The following is a 19,123-nucleotide window of genomic DNA, read 5'->3' on the forward strand; positions in this document are numbered from 1 at the left end:
CATTTCATTTAACAATTTTGATGTTTTTTAGGAGCTGTTTCCTGCTTTCCGTTTCAATCTTTTTATCTGTAAAAACCTCAAAAAAGGATTTCCACTTTAATCAGGGCTAAAGATTTGTTGTAGCGAAAAATATGTTCTTTCAATATTCACTTCCTGCAATCAGAATGACAAAAATCGTATAAGTCAATCTTCAAGTTCTACTATAAATGTATGTTTAATTTTGTGAGAATTATAAAAAATTTACCTCACTTGAAACTTTATAACGTTCTTCATTATTTTTGGTTCGCAAAATTATTTCACCAAGAAATCCAGCCAAAAATAATTGGGTTCCCAATACCATCGTTGTTAGCGCGATGTAAAACCAAGGATTGCTGGTGACTAAATTATAATGCATGTTATTATACATGTGATAGAGTTTTGAAACTCCGATGTAACCGGCTAATAAAAAACCAATAATAAACATTAATGATCCCATAGCACCAAATAAGTGCATCGGTCTTTTTCCAAAACGGGAAAGAAACCAAATGGTAATTAAATCCAGGAAACCATTGATGAAACGTTCCATTCCAAATTTAGTTTCGCCATATTTTCTGGCTTGATGCTGTACCACTTTTTCACCAATTTTTCCAAAACCGGCGTTTTTTGCCAAAACCGGAATATATCGGTGCATTTCACCAGAAACTTCAATATTTTTTACCACAACATTTTTATAGGCTTTTAGGCCACAATTAAAATCATTCAGCTCAACTCCCGATGTTTTTCTGGCAGCCCAATTGAATAATTTTGAAGGTAAATTTTTAGCAACTACAGAATCGTAACGTTTCTTTTTCCAGCCGGATACCAAATCAAATTTACCATTGACAATCATTTCGTACAATCCGGGAATCTCTTCAGGACTGTCTTGTAAATCGGCATCCATGGTGATAATTACATCGCCTTTGGCTTTTGCAAAACCAGCATGTAACGCTTGCGATTTCCCGAAGTTTTTCATGAATCGGACACCTTTTACATGAGGATTTTCATTTGCAAATTCTTCGATAATAGCCCACGAATCATCCGTGCTTCCATCATCCAGAAAAATGATTTCGTAAGTGTAATTATTCGATTGCATCACTTTAATGATCCAAGTATAAAGTTCTTTAAGTGATTCCTCTTCGTTGAGAAGCGGTATGAGTATTGATAAATTCATTAATTTAGAAGCTTTGAGGTTTTGCGTTTTTTAGAATTGCACCTATAATTAGTGAATAAATTAAACCAAAGAAAGAATACATTGCTATCGTAACAGGAAAAACAATCAGCGGATTCATGAATTTTTTCATCATTGAAAGTCCTGTTTCCAATTGGTCAGAAGTCATAGATGGGTTTTGTTTTAGCATCGCTTCTTTACTAATTGCTACCATTTCATTTATAAATTCAGGAAATATAAAGTTGAAAACTACATTAAACACAGCATAGATAAGCGCAGCAATAAAAGTTATTGAAACTCCTGTTTTTAGACATTCATTAAGAGATATAAATCCGTTATTTATGTTTTTCTTGTAATTATTGCATCCTAAATAAATAAACAAGAGTGGTAATATTAAGTAGTTAGCAAGGTTTACGATCACACCGACATTAGTTCCTACTAATGATTTCATTCCGACTATATACATAATCACAAATTCTAAAACCATAACTACACCAAACAAAACACCAAACAAAATACCAGATTTTGCTGGCGATACATTATTTTCCATAAAGAGTTTATTTATTAATCCACAAATATAACAATTCCCAATATATTCGAGTATAAAAATCGCTTTTTACGATTATATAAAAAAAGTCATGCAAAGATTTGATTATTGGAAAAAAATTGTAAATTTGCAAACTCAAAATAATATTGTAAAACAAAAAGTTATAAGGAGTTTATACCTTTTCTGTTAGAAGAAAAGCTTCAAGACAAGTTATAATCAACAAATAAAAAAAGATTAACAAGATGAAAAAAGGAATTCACCCAGAAAATTACAGATTAGTTGCATTTAAAGACATGTCAAATGACGAAGTTTTTATTACTAAATCTACTGCAGATACAAGAGAAACATTAACAGTTGACGGTGTTGAATACCCAGTTGTGAAAATGGAGATCTCTAGAACTTCTCACCCTTTTTACACAGGTAAATCTAAACTTATCGATACTGCAGGACGTATTGATAAATTCAAAACTAAATACGCTAAACACGTTAAATAATTTTAACTTGTTTTTAAATACATTGAAGCCTTCCTTTCGGAGGGCTTTTTTTATTTTTATCTATTTGAAAACTTTGTAACTTTGGTCGCAATAGTATTATAACGGTAGACTAAAATTAATTTTTGAATCAACCAATACCCGAATCAACAAATAAAAAAACTTTATGAATTACATACTTTTTGACGGTCCTTCACGAAATGCATTATTGCCTTTTACTTTCACGCGTCCAGTTGCTGATATTCTTATTGGGATAATGACCATTCGTCAAAAATGGGAAATGCGTTTGGGTTCCACTACGACAACATTGACAGAAGAATATTTGTCTGAAAAATATCCAATGGTAGAACTAGAAGAAAATGTAATGATAAATGCTTCTTTTCTTCCTAATGATATTTTGGTGGAGATGGTAAGTAATCTCGAGGCAAATCAGGCTATTTTTAAAGGAGATGAAGTAATTGCTTTTTATACCAATGACGAGCAGGAAGAAGTCGATTTTGATACCTATGAAATTATAGAATATCAAGACGATTGTTTAACGGTAGAGCATACATGGGATATTTTTTCCAAAAACGATGCAGCAATTCGAGAGGATTTTGAATTCTTAACCGAAGACAGAAAATCACAACCCATTCCTAAAAGTGTCAATGTCATCGCACCGGAAAATATATTTATTGAAGAAGGGGCAACGTTAGAATTTGTAACTTTAAATGCTTCAATGGGACCGATATACATAGGTAAAGATTCCGAAATTATGGAAGGTTCCGTAATCCGAGGTCCTTTTGCCTTGTGCGAAAATGCAGTTGTAAAAATGGCTTCCAAAGTGTATGGCGCTACAACTGTTGGTCCGCATTCCAGAATTGGAGGAGAAGTTAATAATTCGGTATTGTTTGGTTATTCTAATAAAGGACATGACGGGTTTTTAGGAAATTCCGTTCTTGGAGAATGGTGTAACATAGGTGCCGACAGTAATAATTCAAACCTAAAAAATAATTACGAAGAAGTGAAATTGTGGAGTTATGAAACCGAAGGGTTTGCCAAAACAGGACTTCAGTTTTGTGGATTGATGATGGGAGATCACAGTAAATGCGGAATTAATACGATGTTTAATACGGGGACAGTAGTAGGAGTTAGCGCTAATATTTTTGGCAGTGGATTTCCTCGCAATTTTATACCGAGTTTTTCTTGGGGAGGTGCTTCTGGTTTTACTACGTATGTGACCAAAAAAGCGTTTGAAACGGCTCGATTAGTTATGGCTCGCAGAAACGTTGACTTTGACGAAAGAGAAGCTGCGATTTTAGAACATATCTTTGAGGAATCTAAAAAGTGGAGGAAAGAGTAATACGGCATAAGATCATTCGAAAGAGTTAAAAATAGGAATCTGAAAAGGGATTATAAGAAATTTGAAATAATAATTTCGTATAATCCCTTTTCCAAATTGTCTAATTATCAATTTAATCTATCTTTGCACCTTCAAAAAAACGGTCTTTACACTGAACGAATAACCGAATTACCAAATCAACAAATAAATAATGATTACAGTTAACGATATTTCCGTGCAATTTGGTGGAACAACACTTTTTAGTGACGTTTCTTTTGCCATTAATGAGAATGATAAAATTGCCCTTATGGGTAAAAATGGAGCAGGAAAATCGACGCTTCTTAAAATTATTGCGGGTCAAAGTAAGCCTTCAACCGGGAATATTTCGGCACCAAAAGATGCTGTTGTAGCATATTTGCCCCAGCATTTATTGACAACTGATGGCGCAACGGTGATGGAAGAAACGTCTAAAGCTTTTGGTGAAGTTTTTGGAATGAAAGCAGAGATCGATGAAATCAATGAGCAATTGACAATTCGTACCGATTATGAAAGTGATGCCTACATGAAATTAATTGAGAGAGTTTCGGACTTAAGCGAGAAATTTTATGCAATTGAAGAAATAAATTATGAAGCCGAAGTAGAAAAAATTCTAATTGGTTTAGGTTTTGTTCGCGAAGATTTTAGCCGTCAAACTTCTGAATTTTCTGGAGGATGGAGAATGCGAATAGAATTAGCCAAAATCCTTTTGCAAAAACCAGACTTAATTTTACTGGATGAGCCTACCAATCACATGGATATTGAAAGTATTCAATGGCTAGAGGATTTCTTGATTAATTCAGCTAAAGCAGTTGTGGTGATTTCTCACGATAGAGCTTTTGTAGATAATATTACTAATCGTACCATCGAAGTTACCATGGGGCGTATTTATGATTACAAAGCTAAATATTCTCATTATCTGGAACTGAGAAAAGACAGACGCGTGCATCAGCAAAAAGCATACGACGAACAGCAACGTATGATTGCTGATAATAGGACTTTTATTGACCGTTTTAAAGGGACATTTTCTAAAACAGATGCTGTTCAATCGCGAGTTAAGATGTTAGAGAAACTGGTTATTGTACAGGTTGACGAAGTGGATACTTCGGCATTAAAATTAAAGTTTCCTGCTGCAGTACGTTCTGGACAATATCCTGTGATTGTGAAAGAGTTGTCCAAATCATACGGCGAGCATGTTGTTTTTAAAGATGCTAATGTTGTGATCGAAAGAGGGGAGAAAGTGGCTTTCGTAGGAAAAAATGGCGAAGGAAAATCGACGATGATTAAAGCAATCATGAAGCAAATTGAGATTGATGGTGGAAGTTTAGAGATCGGTCACAATGCACAAATTGGTTATTTTGCCCAAAACCAAGCTTCTTTATTAAATGAAAACGCCACTATTTTTGAAACTATAGATGATATTGCCGTGGGTGACGTTCGAACTAAAATTAAAGATATTTTGGGAGCTTTCATGTTTCACGGTGATGATGTAACCAAGAAAGTAAAAGTGCTTTCCGGTGGTGAGAAAACCCGTTTGGCAATGATAAAATTATTGTTGCAACCGGTGAATTTATTGATTCTGGACGAGCCTTCGAATCACTTGGATATGAAGACCAAAGATATTATTAAAGAGGCACTACGTGATTTTGATGGAACATTAATTTTGGTTTCTCACGATAGGGATTTCTTGGATGGATTAGCGACTAAGGTTTTTGAATTTGGAAACAAAAGAGTCGTTGAACACTTTGAAGATATTACGGGTTTCTTAGCGCACAAAAAAATGGATAGCATGAAAGAGATAGAGAAGAAGTAGTATTCAGTTTTAAGACGAAACACTTCGGAAATAAAAAAGAGGCGTCCGAAAATTACTTTTTGGACGCCTCTTTTGTTATAATCGTATTCCAGGAGGAAGTAACTCTTTGTAAATTGAATTTTTTTTGAAAAAAACCACTATTTTTGGTAGAATAGGAACGACTTTGAATTTTCGTTCAATTGCGATTCCCATAATATTTTTGAGAAAAGTCGAAATAAATTCCTCATCATCAAAGGATTCTGGAGTGTTTATTTTTGTTAAAAATATTTTTTTTTCCTGAAAAGAGTATTCTACCGAAACTAACCCTTTGTCTGCTAAAGTTTCAAATTGTCGTGCAAAAGTATTGTCTTTAATTTCCATCGTCATATCCGCTTCCATGTTATTAATTAGATTTAATGGTGTTTTTACCAAAGGTGTTTTTGATTTGGAGCTTGATTCTGATTTGAAATGTGTCAAAGTCAATAATTTCCATGGCATCTCTTGCCTTCATTCGAGAAAAGATAAGCTCTGTTTTGAATAATGCATATCTTGAAGTACTAATAGGTTTTGCTACCGTAATTTTCTATTAAAAAAATGTTTCTGATAAATCCAAAATGTATTTTTGTTATCATTATTTATTATCGAAATAGTTACTACAAAGGTATTGTTTTGATTTTCAATATCAAATAATTTTAGTGTCTATCTTAGTGTAACTCATTCTTTGTCAGTAAATATCGATAATTAGAACATTTGGACAAACTAAGTTACTTTTTAACTTTTTATTTCGTTCAATTAATTTTGTAGTCATAAATTATTGATAATATAAGGGAGTAAACCAGCTTGATTTCAATTAAAAATTTAATTTTATAAAAAATTAGAGATCGTAAACCAGAGCTTTATATAAAAACGTTAATAGGAATTATGAGTAAAATACCCATTTATTTAATGCCTGGATTAGCGGCAAGTATTGCTATTTTTGAGCGAATTGTTCTTCCTGCAGATGTTTTTGAAATTCATCTCTTAGAATGGGAGATTCCTCTTGACAAAGAAACTTTGGCGGAGTACGCCAAGAGAATTGCAGACAAAATTAAAAAACCGAATCCAGTTTTGATTGGAGTTTCGTTTGGGGGTATTTTAGTTCAGGAAATGGCAAAATACATTAAAGCAAGAAAAGTAATTATTATTTCTAGTGTGAAAAGTAATTTAGAATTTCCCCGAAGAATGAAAATTGCAAAAACGACCAAAGCCTATAAACTGATTCCGATGAGTTTGATTTTGAATATTGAAAGTCTGGCTAAATTTTCGTTTGGAGAAAAAGTAAATCAAAGATTAAAATTGTATAAAAGATTTCTTTCGGTGCGGGATATTGGCTATTTAAATTGGGCAGTAGAACAGGTTGTTTTGTGGGACAGGACGGTAGTTGATGAAAATGTGATTCATATCCATGGAGATATGGATGATGTTTTTCCAATAAAATACATTAAGAATTGCATCGTTGTAAAAGGGGGTACACATGTTATGATTTTGAATAAATACAAGTGGTTAAATGAAAATTTACCAGCTATTATTTTAGATTCAAAATAGGATACGGACTGATTATTGTCAAGGTATTAAATTTAAAGTAGAAAAGATGGAATTGATAAAAAAAGTTGGAATAATTAGCAGCGTTATTTTTGTTAGCGGACTGTTTGTTTTCGCAACCACAGATGATGCAAAGGATAAAATTACTAAAGAATCAGTTTCTGATTATTTTCCAGTAAAACTTGATTTTGCAGGTGAAGAAACACCTTTGAAAATAGCTGATGTTAAGGAGCGTTTAGATAGAGAGTTACTGGTAAATACCTATGCGCACGCATCGACTATTTTGGTTATAAAAAGAGCCAATCGTGCTTTTCCTGTAATTGAACCCATTCTTAAAAGAAACGGAATTCCAGATGATTTTAAATATCTGGCAGTTATAGAAAGTGGTTTGGTTAATGCGGTTTCACCAGCAGGAGCAAGAGGAGTTTGGCAATTTATGCCAGATACAGCAAAAGAACGCGGAATGGAAGTCAATGACAATATAGACCAGCGTTATGATTTAGTAAAATCTACAGAAGCGGCGTGTCGTTACTTTTTGAGTGCCAAGGCAAAATTTGGGAGCTGGACATTGGCTGCAGCTTCTTATAACGGTGGAATGTCGGGCGTGAATAAGCAAATCGAGATTCAAAAAGTATCTAACTATTATGATTTGTTGCTTACGGAAGAAACGTATCGCTATGTTTTTAGAATTTTAGCATTGAAAGAGATCATGAAAAATCCAGTAAAATATGAATTTAATATACTTTCAGGAGATAGGTATGAAATTCTACCGACCAGAAAAATCGACATTGACAGTTCAATTACAGACTTGGCACAGTTTGCAAAAGGGCAAGGAATTAACTATAAGATTTTGAAAATACACAATCCTTGGCTCAGGGAGAATAAATTAATTAACGATACCGGTAAAAAATACCAAATCGAAATTCCTTTGAAAGGGTATTAACTTTTTAAACCCTTTAAGGTTTTTAAGAAAATATAAGTTGAGTTATAAGCGAAAAAAAAGGGTCAAATGTGTATCATTTGACCCTTTTTCAATAGTTATAATAAATTATATTTTCTTCATTTGATCTTTCATCATTGTGATCTGATCTTTTAACATATTCTGTTTGTCTAATTTTTTAGCTTCATTCAATAGGGAAGTAGCTTCTAATTTTCGGCGACGTGTCATGGCAACGCCAGCTAAGTTTAATTTGGCTACAGCCAAATCCATATCCATCGACAGTCCTAACTCAATTGCTTTCTTGAAATATTTCTCTGCTTGATTGATATTCGTTTGCGAAAGCATGATCCCGTGTAAGTAATTAAAGTATCCTTGTTGTTTTTGTACCAAAGCCGTTTCTGGGCTTTTGATGTATGCTAACCATTTTTTGGCGCCCTCAAAATCTTGTTTTCTTAATTTTAAGAAGGCCAATAAGATGAATTCGTTTTTGAAGTAAAGAAAAATAGGAATTGCACTCAATAAAATAAGGAATATTCCGTTGCCGATATTCCCTTCGGTCATTTGCCAAATGCCAGTAACTATAATAAGTCCGGCGATAATAAGTTTAATATTTCTGTGAAACATAGTGTGTTTATTTTAAGATCACAAATATAGTAAAATGAATTGAAAATATTTTTACAAAACTACTTGCGAGAAAAAAAAGTCTTTGTATATTTGCACTCGGTTTTAGAATAACAGTTATTCGAAATAGGAAGACATATAAATAAGATTTTAAAGATACAAAGCAATGAGCAAAAGAACGTTTCAACCATCGAAAAGAAAAAGAAGAAATAAGCACGGATTTATGGACAGAATGGCTTCTGCTAATGGAAGAAAAGTTCTTGCGCGTAGAAGAGCTAAAGGAAGACATAAATTGACTGTTTCTTGTGAACCAAGACACAAAAAATAATGTTTGTATAAACATAAATAAGGCGTTACTTTTTTTAGTATCGCCTTTTTTTATACCTAATCGTTAAAAAAAGAATAAGATTAAAGGCTAAGGGTTTAAAGTAGAGTAACTTTGATCTGGAAAAAAAATAACTACACAACACAATAATTACAACACAATGCCAAAAGATACATCCATAAAATCAGTTTTAATAATAGGTTCAGGTCCTATTGTTATTGGTCAAGCATGCGAATTTGATTATGCGGGATCACAATCTGCACGTTCTATTCGTGAAGAAGGAATTGAAGTTATTTTGATCAATTCGAATCCGGCAACAATTATGACAGATCCTTCAATGGCGGATCATATTTATTTATTGCCCTTAACGACAAAATCAATTATTCAAATTTTAAAAGAACATCCTCAAATTGATGCTGTTTTGCCTACTATGGGTGGACAAACGGCATTAAATCTCTGTTTAGAAGCCGATGAAAAAGGGATTTGGCAGGATTTCGGAGTGAAATTGATAGGTGTTGATGTAAACGCTATCAATATTACCGAAGATAGAGAACAGTTTAAACAACTGCTTAAAAGAATCGGTGTGCCATCTGCACCTGCCGAAATATGTACTTCCTATCTAAGAGGAAAAGAAATTGCTCAGGAGTTTGGTTTCCCTTTAGTAATCCGTCCGTCCTTTACTTTAGGAGGAACTGGAGCTGCTATCGTCTATAAAAAAGAAGATTTTGATGAACTTTTAACCAGAGGTTTAGAAGCTTCACCCATTCACGAAGTTTTAATTGATAAAGCATTGATGGGTTGGAAAGAATACGAATTGGAACTTTTGAGAGATAAAAATGATAATGTTGTGATTATCTGTTCTATCGAAAATATGGATCCAATGGGAATTCATACCGGAGATTCCATCACTGTGGCGCCAGCAATGACATTATCTGACACGACATTTCAAAGAATGCGTGATTATGCAATCTTGATGATGAGAAGCATCGGAAACTTTGCCGGAGGTTGTAACGTGCAGTTTGCCGTTTCTCCTGACGATAAGGAAGACATTGTAGCGATTGAAATCAATCCTCGTGTGTCTCGTTCCTCTGCTTTGGCATCAAAAGCAACGGGATATCCTATTGCAAAAATCGCTTCCAAACTGGCTTTGGGTTACAATTTAGATGAATTACAAAATCAAATTACCAAATCGACTTCGGCTTTATTCGAACCAACTTTGGATTATGTGATTGTAAAAATTCCTCGTTGGAACTTTGATAAATTCGAAGGAGCTGACAGAACGTTAGGACTTCAAATGAAATCTGTTGGGGAAGTAATGGGAATTGGACGTTCGTTCCAAGAAGCATTGCACAAAGCGACTCAATCCTTGGAAATCAAAAGAAATGGTCTGGGTGCTGATGGAAAAGGATATACTAACTACGAACAAATTATCGAGAAACTGACTTTTGCGAGTTGGGATCGTGTTTTTGTGATTTATGATGCTATCGCGATGGGAATTCCATTGAGCCGCATTCATGAAATCACTAAAATCGATATGTGGTTCTTGAAACAATACGAAGAGCTTTATACGTTAGAAAAAGAAATTTCAAACTATAAAGTAGAATCTTTACCAAGAGAATTGTTATTGGAAGCGAAACAAAAAGGTTTTGCCGACAGACAAATCGCGCACATGGTAGGTTGCTTGGAAAGTCAAGTGCATACGTTGCGTACTACAATGAACATCAACCGTGTATTCAAGCTGGTTGATACTTGTGCGGCGGAATTTAAAGCAAAAACCCCTTATTACTATTCTACCTTTGAAGCCGAAATAGAAAAAGCAGACGGAACACGTTACGTTGATAACGAAAGTATAGTAACGGATAAAAAGAAAATAATTGTTCTTGGGTCAGGCCCAAATAGAATTGGACAAGGAATCGAGTTTGATTATTCTTGTGTTCACGGGGTGCTTGCCGCCAAAGAATGTGGTTATGAAACGATTATGATAAACTGTAATCCAGAAACAGTTTCGACTGATTTTGATACGGCCGATAAATTGTATTTCGAACCGGTTTTCTGGGAGCATATTTATGATATTATTCAACATGAGAAACCGGAAGGCGTTATCGTACAATTAGGTGGGCAAACGGCCTTGAAATTGGCCGAAAAACTGTCTAAATACGGTATTAAAATTATAGGTACGAGTTTTGATGCTTTGGATTTAGCCGAAGACAGAGGACGTTTCTCAGAATTGTTAACCGATTTAAAAATTCCTTTTCCACAGTTTGGAATTGCAGAAACCGCTGACGAAGCTTCTGCTTTGGCTGATACTTTAGACTTTCCATTATTAATTCGTCCTTCTTATGTGTTGGGTGGTCAGGGAATGAAAATTGTAATCAACAAACAAGAATTAGAAGAACACGTTATCAATTTATTGAAAACGATCCCAGGAAATAAATTGCTTTTAGACCATTATTTAGATGGTGCGATTGAAGCCGAAGCCGATGCGATTTGCGATGGGGAGAATGTGTACATCATAGGAATTATGGAGCACATCGAACCTTGCGGAGTACACTCTGGAGATAGTAACGCCACTTTGCCGCCATTTAACTTAGGCGAATTTGTAATGCAACAAATAAAAGACCATACCAAAAATATTGCGTTGGCTTTGAGAACCGTTGGTTTAATCAACATTCAGTTTGCGATAAAAGATGATATCGTTTACATCATTGAAGCAAATCCTAGAGCGTCTCGTACGGTTCCTTTTATTGCTAAAGCGTATGGAGAACCTTATGTGAATTATGCGACTAAAGTAATGTTAGGTCACAATAAAGTAACCGACTTTACTTTCAACCCACAGTTGAAAGGATATGCCATCAAGCAGCCGGTTTTCTCTTTCAGCAAATTCCATAATGTGAACAAAGCATTAGGACCAGAAATGAAATCAACAGGAGAAAGTATCTTGTTTATTGATGACTTGAAAGACGATCAGTTTTACGAATTGTACTCCAGAAGAAAAATGTATTTGAGTAAATAAAAACTTGAATTTATTGATATTGAAAAAGCCCCGATTGGGGCTTTTTTTTGTAGGATATGTTTTTTTGTTAGTGGCTCATTGTTACGGGGTCAAAGTCGGATACATTTGCCCCAACGAATTCTATATTTTGTTAATAGTTTTATATGTCAAATAAAAAATTGTTGAATTTCAGTCGTTTGTGTTTTTAAAGTCATCAATTATCAAATAACCATCAAATAAGAATTATGCCCAAAAAGGGAGGTATTTTTTATATTTTCTTGAATTGCTTTCGGGATCATCTTCTTTGATAACTTTTGCAAGTAAAGCTTCTTTTATAATTCTAGACGCTATTGCAGCATTTTTATCTTCAATTTTAAATCTGTCTCTTAGTGATTGGTTAGTCATTTTATCATTTGAAACATATCTCAAACAACAATGCTGATAACAAGCTCTTACTTTATCTTTTTTATCCATTTGATTTAGAGTTTTATAAGAATACATAATTACTTTGGTATGCTTCTCTTGAATAAGTATTTCTGGAGCAGGAAGTTGATAAATTTCATTATAAGATATTACTTTATCAATTCCACTTCCTTTTTCCTCACATATTCCTAATCTTCTCATTAAATCTGCAAGGGTATCATTTCTAGATTGGTATTCATCAATAAACCTCTCTGGAGTAATTAACGGAATTCCGGGATTTGTAATTTCGATCCTATCTGAGAAAATTTCCACCATAGGAAATCCTTTTTCTTCAAAATCTTGGTGGATTATTGCATTAGCTAATAATTCTCTCACAGCAATTTCTGGATACATTCTTTTATCATCTCGAAATGCTTTACCTATTTCTTCATTTGCGGGTAGTTGACTATTTACCCAATCAATTAATCCTTGATAGCCTGATACATATCCTTTGCCTCCAATTTGCTCACGAATTGTTTCAATCTTATTATTGTTTTTGTAAACTATTACTCTAATTGCTTTTCTTTTTAAATCTGGGAAGTCTTCTAAGTTTTTAGAGAATAAAATGGCGCCTAAATTTGTAATTGAGTATTTTGTAGTTTTCTTAATGATTAAGTTTTCTGAAATGAATTTATCGATTACTCCTTGTCTATTAGACGGATAAGGAAGTTTCAGTAAATCAAAATAAGTTTGAGTATCAAGTAAAGAAATGATTAAGTCGTCATCAACATTTTCTTTAGCTAATTGCAACTCGAATTTATCTTTGGTTTTTCTATTCCAAATTTTCGCTTCTTTTTCTGGAAAATCTTTAAGTAATCTCGTGTAACTACCAATCCTGATGTAAGCTTGATTAAGGAACTTAACGGGACGATTAATAGACGCAGGAATAACAAACATACTAATTCTGATATTCTCTGAATAAAAAAATTCATAAGTTTTAAAATCTATACGAGGATCTAGACGTTGAATGAGCCAATTTTCAAGTTCCTCTTTTCCTTGAGTTGCCGATTTTACTTTAAATGTTGTTCCCTTAATTGTATGGGTTTTGTCTTCGACTCCAAAAATTAAAAATCCATTTAGTTTATTATTTAAACAAGCACCATTTGCTAAGGCTGAAATTCTTTCTCCTATTTCTTCATTAGAATGAAAGTTCAACTTGAATTCAACCCATTCGGTTTCTTGAGAAAAGGTTACAAGCTCTTTTATTAATGATTTTAATTCGATTTCTTCCATATTGTCAAATAAGTGTCAAATAAGAAACCCTTTGATATAGGGGTTTGTTTAAGGATTAGATGTAAATATACATTTTTTAATCAAATAAGATCTTCGATTTTTATCGAATTTAAAATTATTACCAAATAAAAAACACGGAACTTCTATAATAAATATTATATTTTTTCAAGTTAATTATAAAGCTATTTATACAAAAAAAACTGGCTAAATTTTAGTAAGTTACTATTTATAGATTATTTTCTTGAAATAACCCGTAACAAAAAAAAAGTCTCAATCACGGGACTTTTAAATATCAAAATGCTAAACTTATTTCTTCTTCAATTTCTCCTTAAAAAAATCAATAGTTCGTGTCCAGGATAAAGTTGCGGCTGCTTCATCGTATCGGGGCGTGGTATTGTTATGGAAACCATGATTGACTCCGGGATAAAAATAAGCGGTATTTTCTACTTTGTTTTTTTGAGTATGGCAGAAAAAGCAGGCCAACCCTCATTTACTTTGGTTTCTAAACCAGCATAGTGTACCATGATTCACGCCTTCATTTTTTCGGATTCTTCATTTGTTGGTTGTCCGCCGTAATAAGGAACTGCTGCAGCTAAAGTAGGAATCTTGACCGCCATATCAGTGTGGCCTCCGCGTGACATAATCCGATGAATATATCGGAGAGCGGGGGCTTTTTTTGTGGGTAGATTCACTAATAAACACCTGTTTACTCAATAGCGCAGATTTGCAATCCGTGCCCGTAAATAATATCAAAATAATTCTAATAAAACCACCTCTAATTCACTCTCGAAACTAGCATAATTTCTTGCTGAATCATTCTCTTTGTGGGCACGGATTGCAAATCCGCTATCGTTGTCCGAAAAATTTGATATCCGCGCGGTCGGGTTCGTGCGCTAGCGGGGGAAAATATCTTATATCTTATTTTCATGATGATTTTTTATAAAGTCAAACAAGGACATAGAGTTAATTAATGATGTAGCTAAAAAAAGTTTTTTGAGCTTTAAAATTCTCCTTATTTCGATACTATATATTTTCTTAAATCAGAGGTTAGAATATCATTTAATTCCTTTTTATTACTGGCTGCACTTTCAATAAAAGCAAATCCAAATACAGGATATTTATTTATATCTAATTCTCTAATTACTATCGGTTTTTCAAAATCTTTAGCAAGATCTGAATAGTTAAATCTTAAAATATCCGAAGGGATTATTCCTGAATTATTATCCAAAACAATGACACTAAATATTTTATTCTCTTTTCCTTTAAATATAGTATCCCAGTCTGGTTTTTTGTTTTCACAAAAGCATTTGTATTCATTAAATCCTAAAGTTACTCCTAGAAGGTCGGCCGTGGTGCAAAATCCACCAAAGCGTAAAGGGTTTACTTCGATGGGGATTATTTTCCCATTTTCATCTATGCGGACTTCTGCATGAGCCGGGAAATTTTTTAAATGTAACTCTTTACCAATTTTACTTAAAAAATATTCAAGATCAATTTTATACTTTTCAATGATTGCTTTGGATGTTGAATAAACCCGATCACTTGTGTCTGTTCCGGATGAAAAGAGGTGGTGTAAAACGTTTAACACAACAGCATCTCCGTTATTGTCGTAATAATAATCGATTGCATATTCTTCTCCACGAATAAATTCTTCAATGATAAAATTACTTGTGTTTAATACATTTTCAGGAAATATACTTTTAAGTTTATCAGGTTGTAACTCACTTTTAGCTTTTATCCAGTCTTTCTCATTTTCTACTATATGAACTCCTATGCTAAAGAAACCAACAGCAGGTTTAATTACAAAAGGGAACCGAATTTCATCATCGGACAATCGTTGGATTTCTTCAATACTTATTTGCTTGAAATAAAAGTCGGGAAACAACTCTTTTATAAGTTCTCTAAACTTTACTTTATTTTTTAAAACTTGTAATTGACTTGATAATTCACTTTCTCCATAGTATTGATCGATCCAAGCTAATGCGTTCTCTGAATTGCTGTAAAGAGAAATTTCTGGATTATTTTTTAGTAAAGCGATTGCTTCCTCTTCGGCTATCCATGCCAAAGAATCATCTTTTACCAATTCTTTTGCTACTTTGGTTGCAATTATTTTATAATTATTATCTTTTATTGTTTTGATAAGAAAATCGGAAACAAATGGCTTGTCTATTAAGAACATAATGGTTAATTATTTTTTACTTTTTTATTTCAATCGTTACAGCAGGACGTTTGGCACTTTGAGCAACTCTCCATCCGGTTTCATAAATCCACTTTGTCATCTTAGTTAGTTTTAGATAATCGATTTTATCTGGGCTATCGAAGGGGGTATGGTAGTCAGGGTGTAATAAGGTGGTAAAAAATATTGCTGGAACATTAGCTTGAGCATAAGGAAGATGATCGCTTCGGAAGTACCAATTCTCTGGGTGATCTGCAGCATCCCAAGAAGTATCTACTTTGAAGTTGGCAATACTTTTATTCGCAGCTAAAGTGATTGCTACAAGGTCAGAAGAATTAAGATGAGGTTCTGTTGCGCCTAATAGCGCCGCAGAATTAGGTGCATTGCGTCCTATCATATCGCCATTTAAAACAGCAACTATGGAGGGCAGTTTAACGGTGGGATGGCTAACAAAATAGCGAGATCCTAATAAACCTCTTTCCTCAGATCCGTGCCACACAAATAAAGCCGATCGCTTAGCGGGTTGTGTACTCCACGCATTCCCTATTGCAAGCATCGCTACTGTTACTGATGCATTATCATCAGCACCGTTCCAGATAGGATCACCGTTAACAGCAGGTCCTACTCCGTCATGGTCTTGGTGACCGCTAAATAAAACATATTCCTCTTTCAGTTTAGGATCAGTTCCATCAACCTTTGCAACAACATTAATAGAAGGATAGTCAAAATTCTCTACCTTCAAATTAGTTTTTAAATAAGCGCCTTGTTTAGAAAATATATTCTTTAACTGTTTACTTGCCAATATAATTGGTACCGTAGCTGTAGTAGAGGATTCGGCATCTTCAATTCCATAACTTCCTTCTTGATAATGAAATCCCGTAAACGAAATAAGTGATTCTACAGTATCATCAGCAATAAAAATGATAGCAGTAACACCGCGGCTGAGGAGTTCTTTTCCCTGCTGATTCATGGCAGAAGCGGTATAACGATATTGCCAGAGGCTCACCCAGTCTTGAATAATGGGGGTTGGAGGCATAATATTCATAGCTACAATTTTGCCTTTCAGATCGACAGTATTATCCGGTATTTTGTCCAACCAAACTACGGAGCCTTCTAGGGTAGTGTCAACCAAATTAGTTGGCCAAATCTCTTTCCAAAGATCAAGTGCTTTACCATTTACACTAACAGTACTACTATTGGCCACACGGCTGCGTTTCAGATTAAAGAATTGGAAGTAGGTTCCATCTTCGCCTGCAGGTTTAAGGCCAGCTTCACGGGCCTTTTGAGCCACCCAAACAGAAGCTCGCATTTCGCCAAGTTCTCCTCCTCTTCGTCCCTTAAAGGCATCACCCGCCAGTTCATATAAATCATCTTTTAGATCTTGCTGCTTAATTTTATCTAATTGTGGTGCTGTGCTTTGCGCAAAAAGCGAAGTGGAAATAAATAATATTAAAAGAAGAATTTGTTTGGATTTCATAAGGTTTGTTTTTAAAAATTGAAAAGTTTAAAATCGTAAAGGATCTATAAATATTGGCAGCCTGTCTGTAATCGCTATTGAATAGCCTAGTCTTTCCAAATGTATAGATAATCTTTTATTACAAATCATCAAAATGACTTTTTATTTGCTGAATGCTTTTGGTACTTCATTGACTGTGAGTTTTTCTACTATTGCGCGCTAATAATTCCCGAATATAACGTAAATACGTTTCGTTTACTAAGAAATGTGTCGCATAGCGATTCTATTTGGAACTTTATTTTGTATCCTAGTTTCTTAACCGTTTATTAGGAGCATTAAGGTCGTCGCTCATATCTTAACCTTCTTTTGTTAATAATAAATTTAATTCAGGATTCATTTGTTTGATTTCGTGTTTCGATTACGCAAAACAACAAGAGTTTTATTGTTGGTGCTATAGACGCAACGAACTCTAGCTTTTGGCAGTAGTCGGTTTATATAATGCTACATAAATATTCCTCAGCTGTCATAATTGGAATTGTAGAATGCTTAAAGTCTTTTCCGTTTCTAGTTATAATTATTGAGCAGTTAGATTGTAAAGCAGTAAAATATTGGACAGCATCTGGAAAATTTTTAAAACTCGAATTCAACGCTTTGTCTATTGTTTCTTCATTAACCTCACAAACCTCACAGATTATTTTAAACTTTCGAAGTTTATTAAAAATAGATTCTGATATCTCATATTTATTTAAAATGTAATCTATTATCGTAAATGAAAGAGGAGAAATAATTAAGGTAATTTTTTTTTTGATCTGCCAAGGTAGCAACCTTAGCTATTGAATCAAAAAAAGGAACTCTTTCTACCAATAAATTTAATATTACGTTGGAATCTAAAAAAATTCTGCTCATTTGTATTTTTGTTCTAAATATTCAGTATACTCTTTTTTGTAATCGTAATCAGCTGGAATGCTAATTCCGAAAGAAAGACTTTTTACATACGGTGAAATTTGTATGTCATTATTTGTTTTATCTGAAGTCAAAGAATTAACGTGATTTTCTATAATTCGAGGTAAGCTTAATTTTTTTTCAGACGCATAATGTTTCGCTTTTTCAATTATCTCTTGATCAAGCTTCAATGTGAGTTTAGTATGCATAACGTAAAATATTTATACGTACAGTTATACGAATTTAGGACGTAATAAATATAGATTTCGATTTTTTTTTGCAATTACTGCCAACGTCAGTTCTCCTGAAGGATCGGGATTTTAGACCATTATTTAAATGGCACAATTGAAGCTGAAGCTGATGCAATTTGCGACGGAGAAAATGTATACATCATAGGGATTATGGAGCACATGGAACCATGTGGAGTACACTCTGGAGACAGTAACGCCACTTTGCCACCGTTTAACTTAGGCGAATTTGTAATGCAACAAATAAAAAACTATAAGAAAAATATTGCGTTGGCTTTGAGAACCGTTTGTTTAATCAACATTCAGTTTGCGATAAAAGAGGATATCGTTTACATCATTGAAGCGAATCCTAGAGCATCCCGTACGGTTCCATTTATTGCAAAAGCATACGGAGAACCTTGTGTGAACTATGCGACTAAAGTAATGTTGGGTCACAATAAAGTAACCGATTTTACTTTTAACCCCCAATTAAAAGGATACGCCATCAAGCAACGGGTTTTCTCTTTCAGTAAATTTCATAATGTAAATAAAGCATTAGGACCAGAAATGAAATCAACAAGAGAAAGCATCTTGTTTATTGATGACTCGAAAGACGATCAGTTCGACGAATTGTATTCCAGAAGAAAAATGTATTTGAGTAAATAAAAACTTGAATATATTATATGTAAAAAGCCCCTTTGGGGCTTTTTTTATGGGTGTGTGTTTTTTGAAAGGACCACTTGGTAGTATAATATATTTGTACGTACCACCTTTGAAATTTAAAGATAAAAAAAG

General features: G+C 33.8%; 17 protein-coding genes and 1 pseudogene. 8 read left to right on the forward strand and 10 right to left on the reverse strand.

Annotated features, from left to right (window positions below; genetic code table 11):
* Positions 1-229: 229 nt before the first annotated feature.
* Positions 230-1,189, reverse strand: coding sequence for a glycosyltransferase family 2 protein (locus ACFX5D_RS02560; RefSeq protein ID WP_379856693.1), 960 nt, complete (start codon positions 1,187-1,189; stop codon positions 230-232).
* A 4-nt stretch (positions 1,190-1,193) separates the two neighbouring features.
* Positions 1,194-1,736, reverse strand: coding sequence for a DUF4199 domain-containing protein (locus ACFX5D_RS02565; RefSeq protein ID WP_379856694.1), 543 nt, complete (start codon positions 1,734-1,736; stop codon positions 1,194-1,196).
* Between the two features lie 239 nt (positions 1,737-1,975).
* On the opposite strand from ACFX5D_RS02565, the gene ACFX5D_RS02570 reads away from it, so the two are divergent.
* The 3 genes from ACFX5D_RS02570 (at position 1,976) to ACFX5D_RS02580 (ending at position 5,394) form a co-directional block, all read left to right on the forward strand.
* The gene (locus ACFX5D_RS02570) at positions 1,976-2,227 is read left to right on the forward strand and encodes a type B 50S ribosomal protein L31 (RefSeq protein WP_039109118.1); all 252 of its coding nucleotides are present in this window, start codon (positions 1,976-1,978) and stop codon (positions 2,225-2,227) included.
* Positions 2,228-2,390: 163 nt separating this feature from the next.
* Positions 2,391-3,566 carry a GlmU family protein gene (locus ACFX5D_RS02575; RefSeq protein ID WP_379856695.1) on the forward strand — a complete coding sequence of 392 codons (1,176 nt, stop codon included), beginning with the start codon at positions 2,391-2,393 and terminating at the stop codon, positions 3,564-3,566.
* Positions 3,567-3,756: 190 nt separating this feature from the next.
* The gene (locus tag ACFX5D_RS02580; protein ID WP_379856696.1) at positions 3,757-5,394 is read left to right on the forward strand and encodes an ABC-F family ATP-binding cassette domain-containing protein; all 1,638 of its coding nucleotides are present in this window, start codon (positions 3,757-3,759) and stop codon (positions 5,392-5,394) included.
* A gap of 75 nt (positions 5,395-5,469) precedes the next feature.
* Here the strand turns inward: ACFX5D_RS02580 and ACFX5D_RS02585 are convergent, their stop codons facing one another.
* Positions 5,470-5,754, reverse strand: coding sequence for a GNAT family N-acetyltransferase (locus tag ACFX5D_RS02585; protein WP_379856761.1), 285 nt, complete (start codon positions 5,752-5,754; stop codon positions 5,470-5,472).
* Positions 5,755-6,294: 540 nt separating this feature from the next.
* Here ACFX5D_RS02585 and ACFX5D_RS02590 point away from each other — a divergent pair.
* Positions 6,295-6,957, forward strand: coding sequence for an alpha/beta hydrolase family protein (locus ACFX5D_RS02590; protein ID WP_379856697.1), 663 nt, complete (start codon positions 6,295-6,297; stop codon positions 6,955-6,957).
* Between the two features lie 46 nt (positions 6,958-7,003).
* Positions 7,004-7,897: a lytic transglycosylase domain-containing protein gene (locus ACFX5D_RS02595; protein ID WP_379856698.1), complete on the forward strand. Its 894-nt coding sequence runs from the start codon at positions 7,004-7,006 to the stop codon at positions 7,895-7,897.
* Positions 7,898-8,002: 105 nt separating this feature from the next.
* Here the strand turns inward: ACFX5D_RS02595 and ACFX5D_RS02600 are convergent, their stop codons facing one another.
* Positions 8,003-8,518, reverse strand: coding sequence for a DUF2892 domain-containing protein (locus ACFX5D_RS02600; protein WP_379856699.1), 516 nt, complete (start codon positions 8,516-8,518; stop codon positions 8,003-8,005).
* Positions 8,519-8,681: 163 nt separating this feature from the next.
* On the opposite strand from ACFX5D_RS02600, the gene rpmH reads away from it, so the two are divergent.
* Both rpmH and carB read left to right on the forward strand, forming a co-directional pair.
* A complete protein-coding gene (gene rpmH, locus ACFX5D_RS02605) occupies positions 8,682-8,843 on the forward strand; it encodes a 50S ribosomal protein L34 (RefSeq protein WP_007136275.1) in 162 nt (53 codons plus the stop codon).
* A gap of 157 nt (positions 8,844-9,000) precedes the next feature.
* Positions 9,001-11,853 (forward strand): carbamoyl-phosphate synthase large subunit, encoded by a 2,853-nt coding sequence (gene carB, locus ACFX5D_RS02610; protein ID WP_379856700.1) that lies wholly within the window; start codon positions 9,001-9,003, stop codon positions 11,851-11,853.
* A gap of 222 nt (positions 11,854-12,075) precedes the next feature.
* Here carB and ACFX5D_RS02615 read toward each other — a convergent pair whose 3' ends face one another.
* The 6 genes from ACFX5D_RS02615 to ACFX5D_RS02640 form a co-directional block, all read right to left on the reverse strand.
* Positions 12,076-13,527 carry an ATP-binding protein gene (locus ACFX5D_RS02615; protein WP_379856701.1) on the reverse strand — a complete coding sequence of 484 codons (1,452 nt, stop codon included), beginning with the start codon at positions 13,525-13,527 and terminating at the stop codon, positions 12,076-12,078.
* 306 nt (positions 13,528-13,833) lie between these two features.
* Complete coding sequence (locus tag ACFX5D_RS02620) at positions 13,834-14,010, reverse strand: dienelactone hydrolase family protein (protein ID WP_379856702.1); 177 nt, start codon at positions 14,008-14,010, stop codon at positions 13,834-13,836.
* A 529-nt stretch (positions 14,011-14,539) separates the two neighbouring features.
* Complete coding sequence (locus ACFX5D_RS02625; RefSeq protein WP_379856703.1) at positions 14,540-15,706, reverse strand: ATP-grasp domain-containing protein; 1,167 nt, start codon at positions 15,704-15,706, stop codon at positions 14,540-14,542.
* Positions 15,707-15,722: 16 nt separating this feature from the next.
* A complete protein-coding gene (locus ACFX5D_RS02630) occupies positions 15,723-16,907 on the reverse strand; it encodes a M28 family peptidase (RefSeq protein WP_379856704.1) in 1,185 nt (394 codons plus the stop codon).
* A gap of 743 nt (positions 16,908-17,650) precedes the next feature.
* The gene (locus ACFX5D_RS02635; RefSeq protein WP_379856705.1) at positions 17,651-17,983 is read right to left on the reverse strand and encodes a type II toxin-antitoxin system VapC family toxin; all 333 of its coding nucleotides are present in this window, start codon (positions 17,981-17,983) and stop codon (positions 17,651-17,653) included.
* A 78-nt stretch (positions 17,984-18,061) separates the two neighbouring features.
* Entirely contained in the window at positions 18,062-18,310 is a 249-nt protein-coding gene (locus ACFX5D_RS02640; protein WP_379856706.1) for a DUF6364 family protein, read from the reverse strand.
* Between the two features lie 108 nt (positions 18,311-18,418).
* On the opposite strand from ACFX5D_RS02640, the pseudogene ACFX5D_RS02645 reads away from it, so the two are divergent.
* Positions 18,419-18,994, forward strand: a pseudogene (locus tag ACFX5D_RS02645) (ATP-binding protein); the annotation flags it as partial.
* Between the last annotated feature and the right edge of the window lie 129 nt (positions 18,995-19,123).

This window comes from Flavobacterium fructosi (assembly GCF_042787335.1).
Lineage (GTDB): Bacteria > Bacteroidota > Bacteroidia > Flavobacteriales > Flavobacteriaceae > Flavobacterium > Flavobacterium fructosi.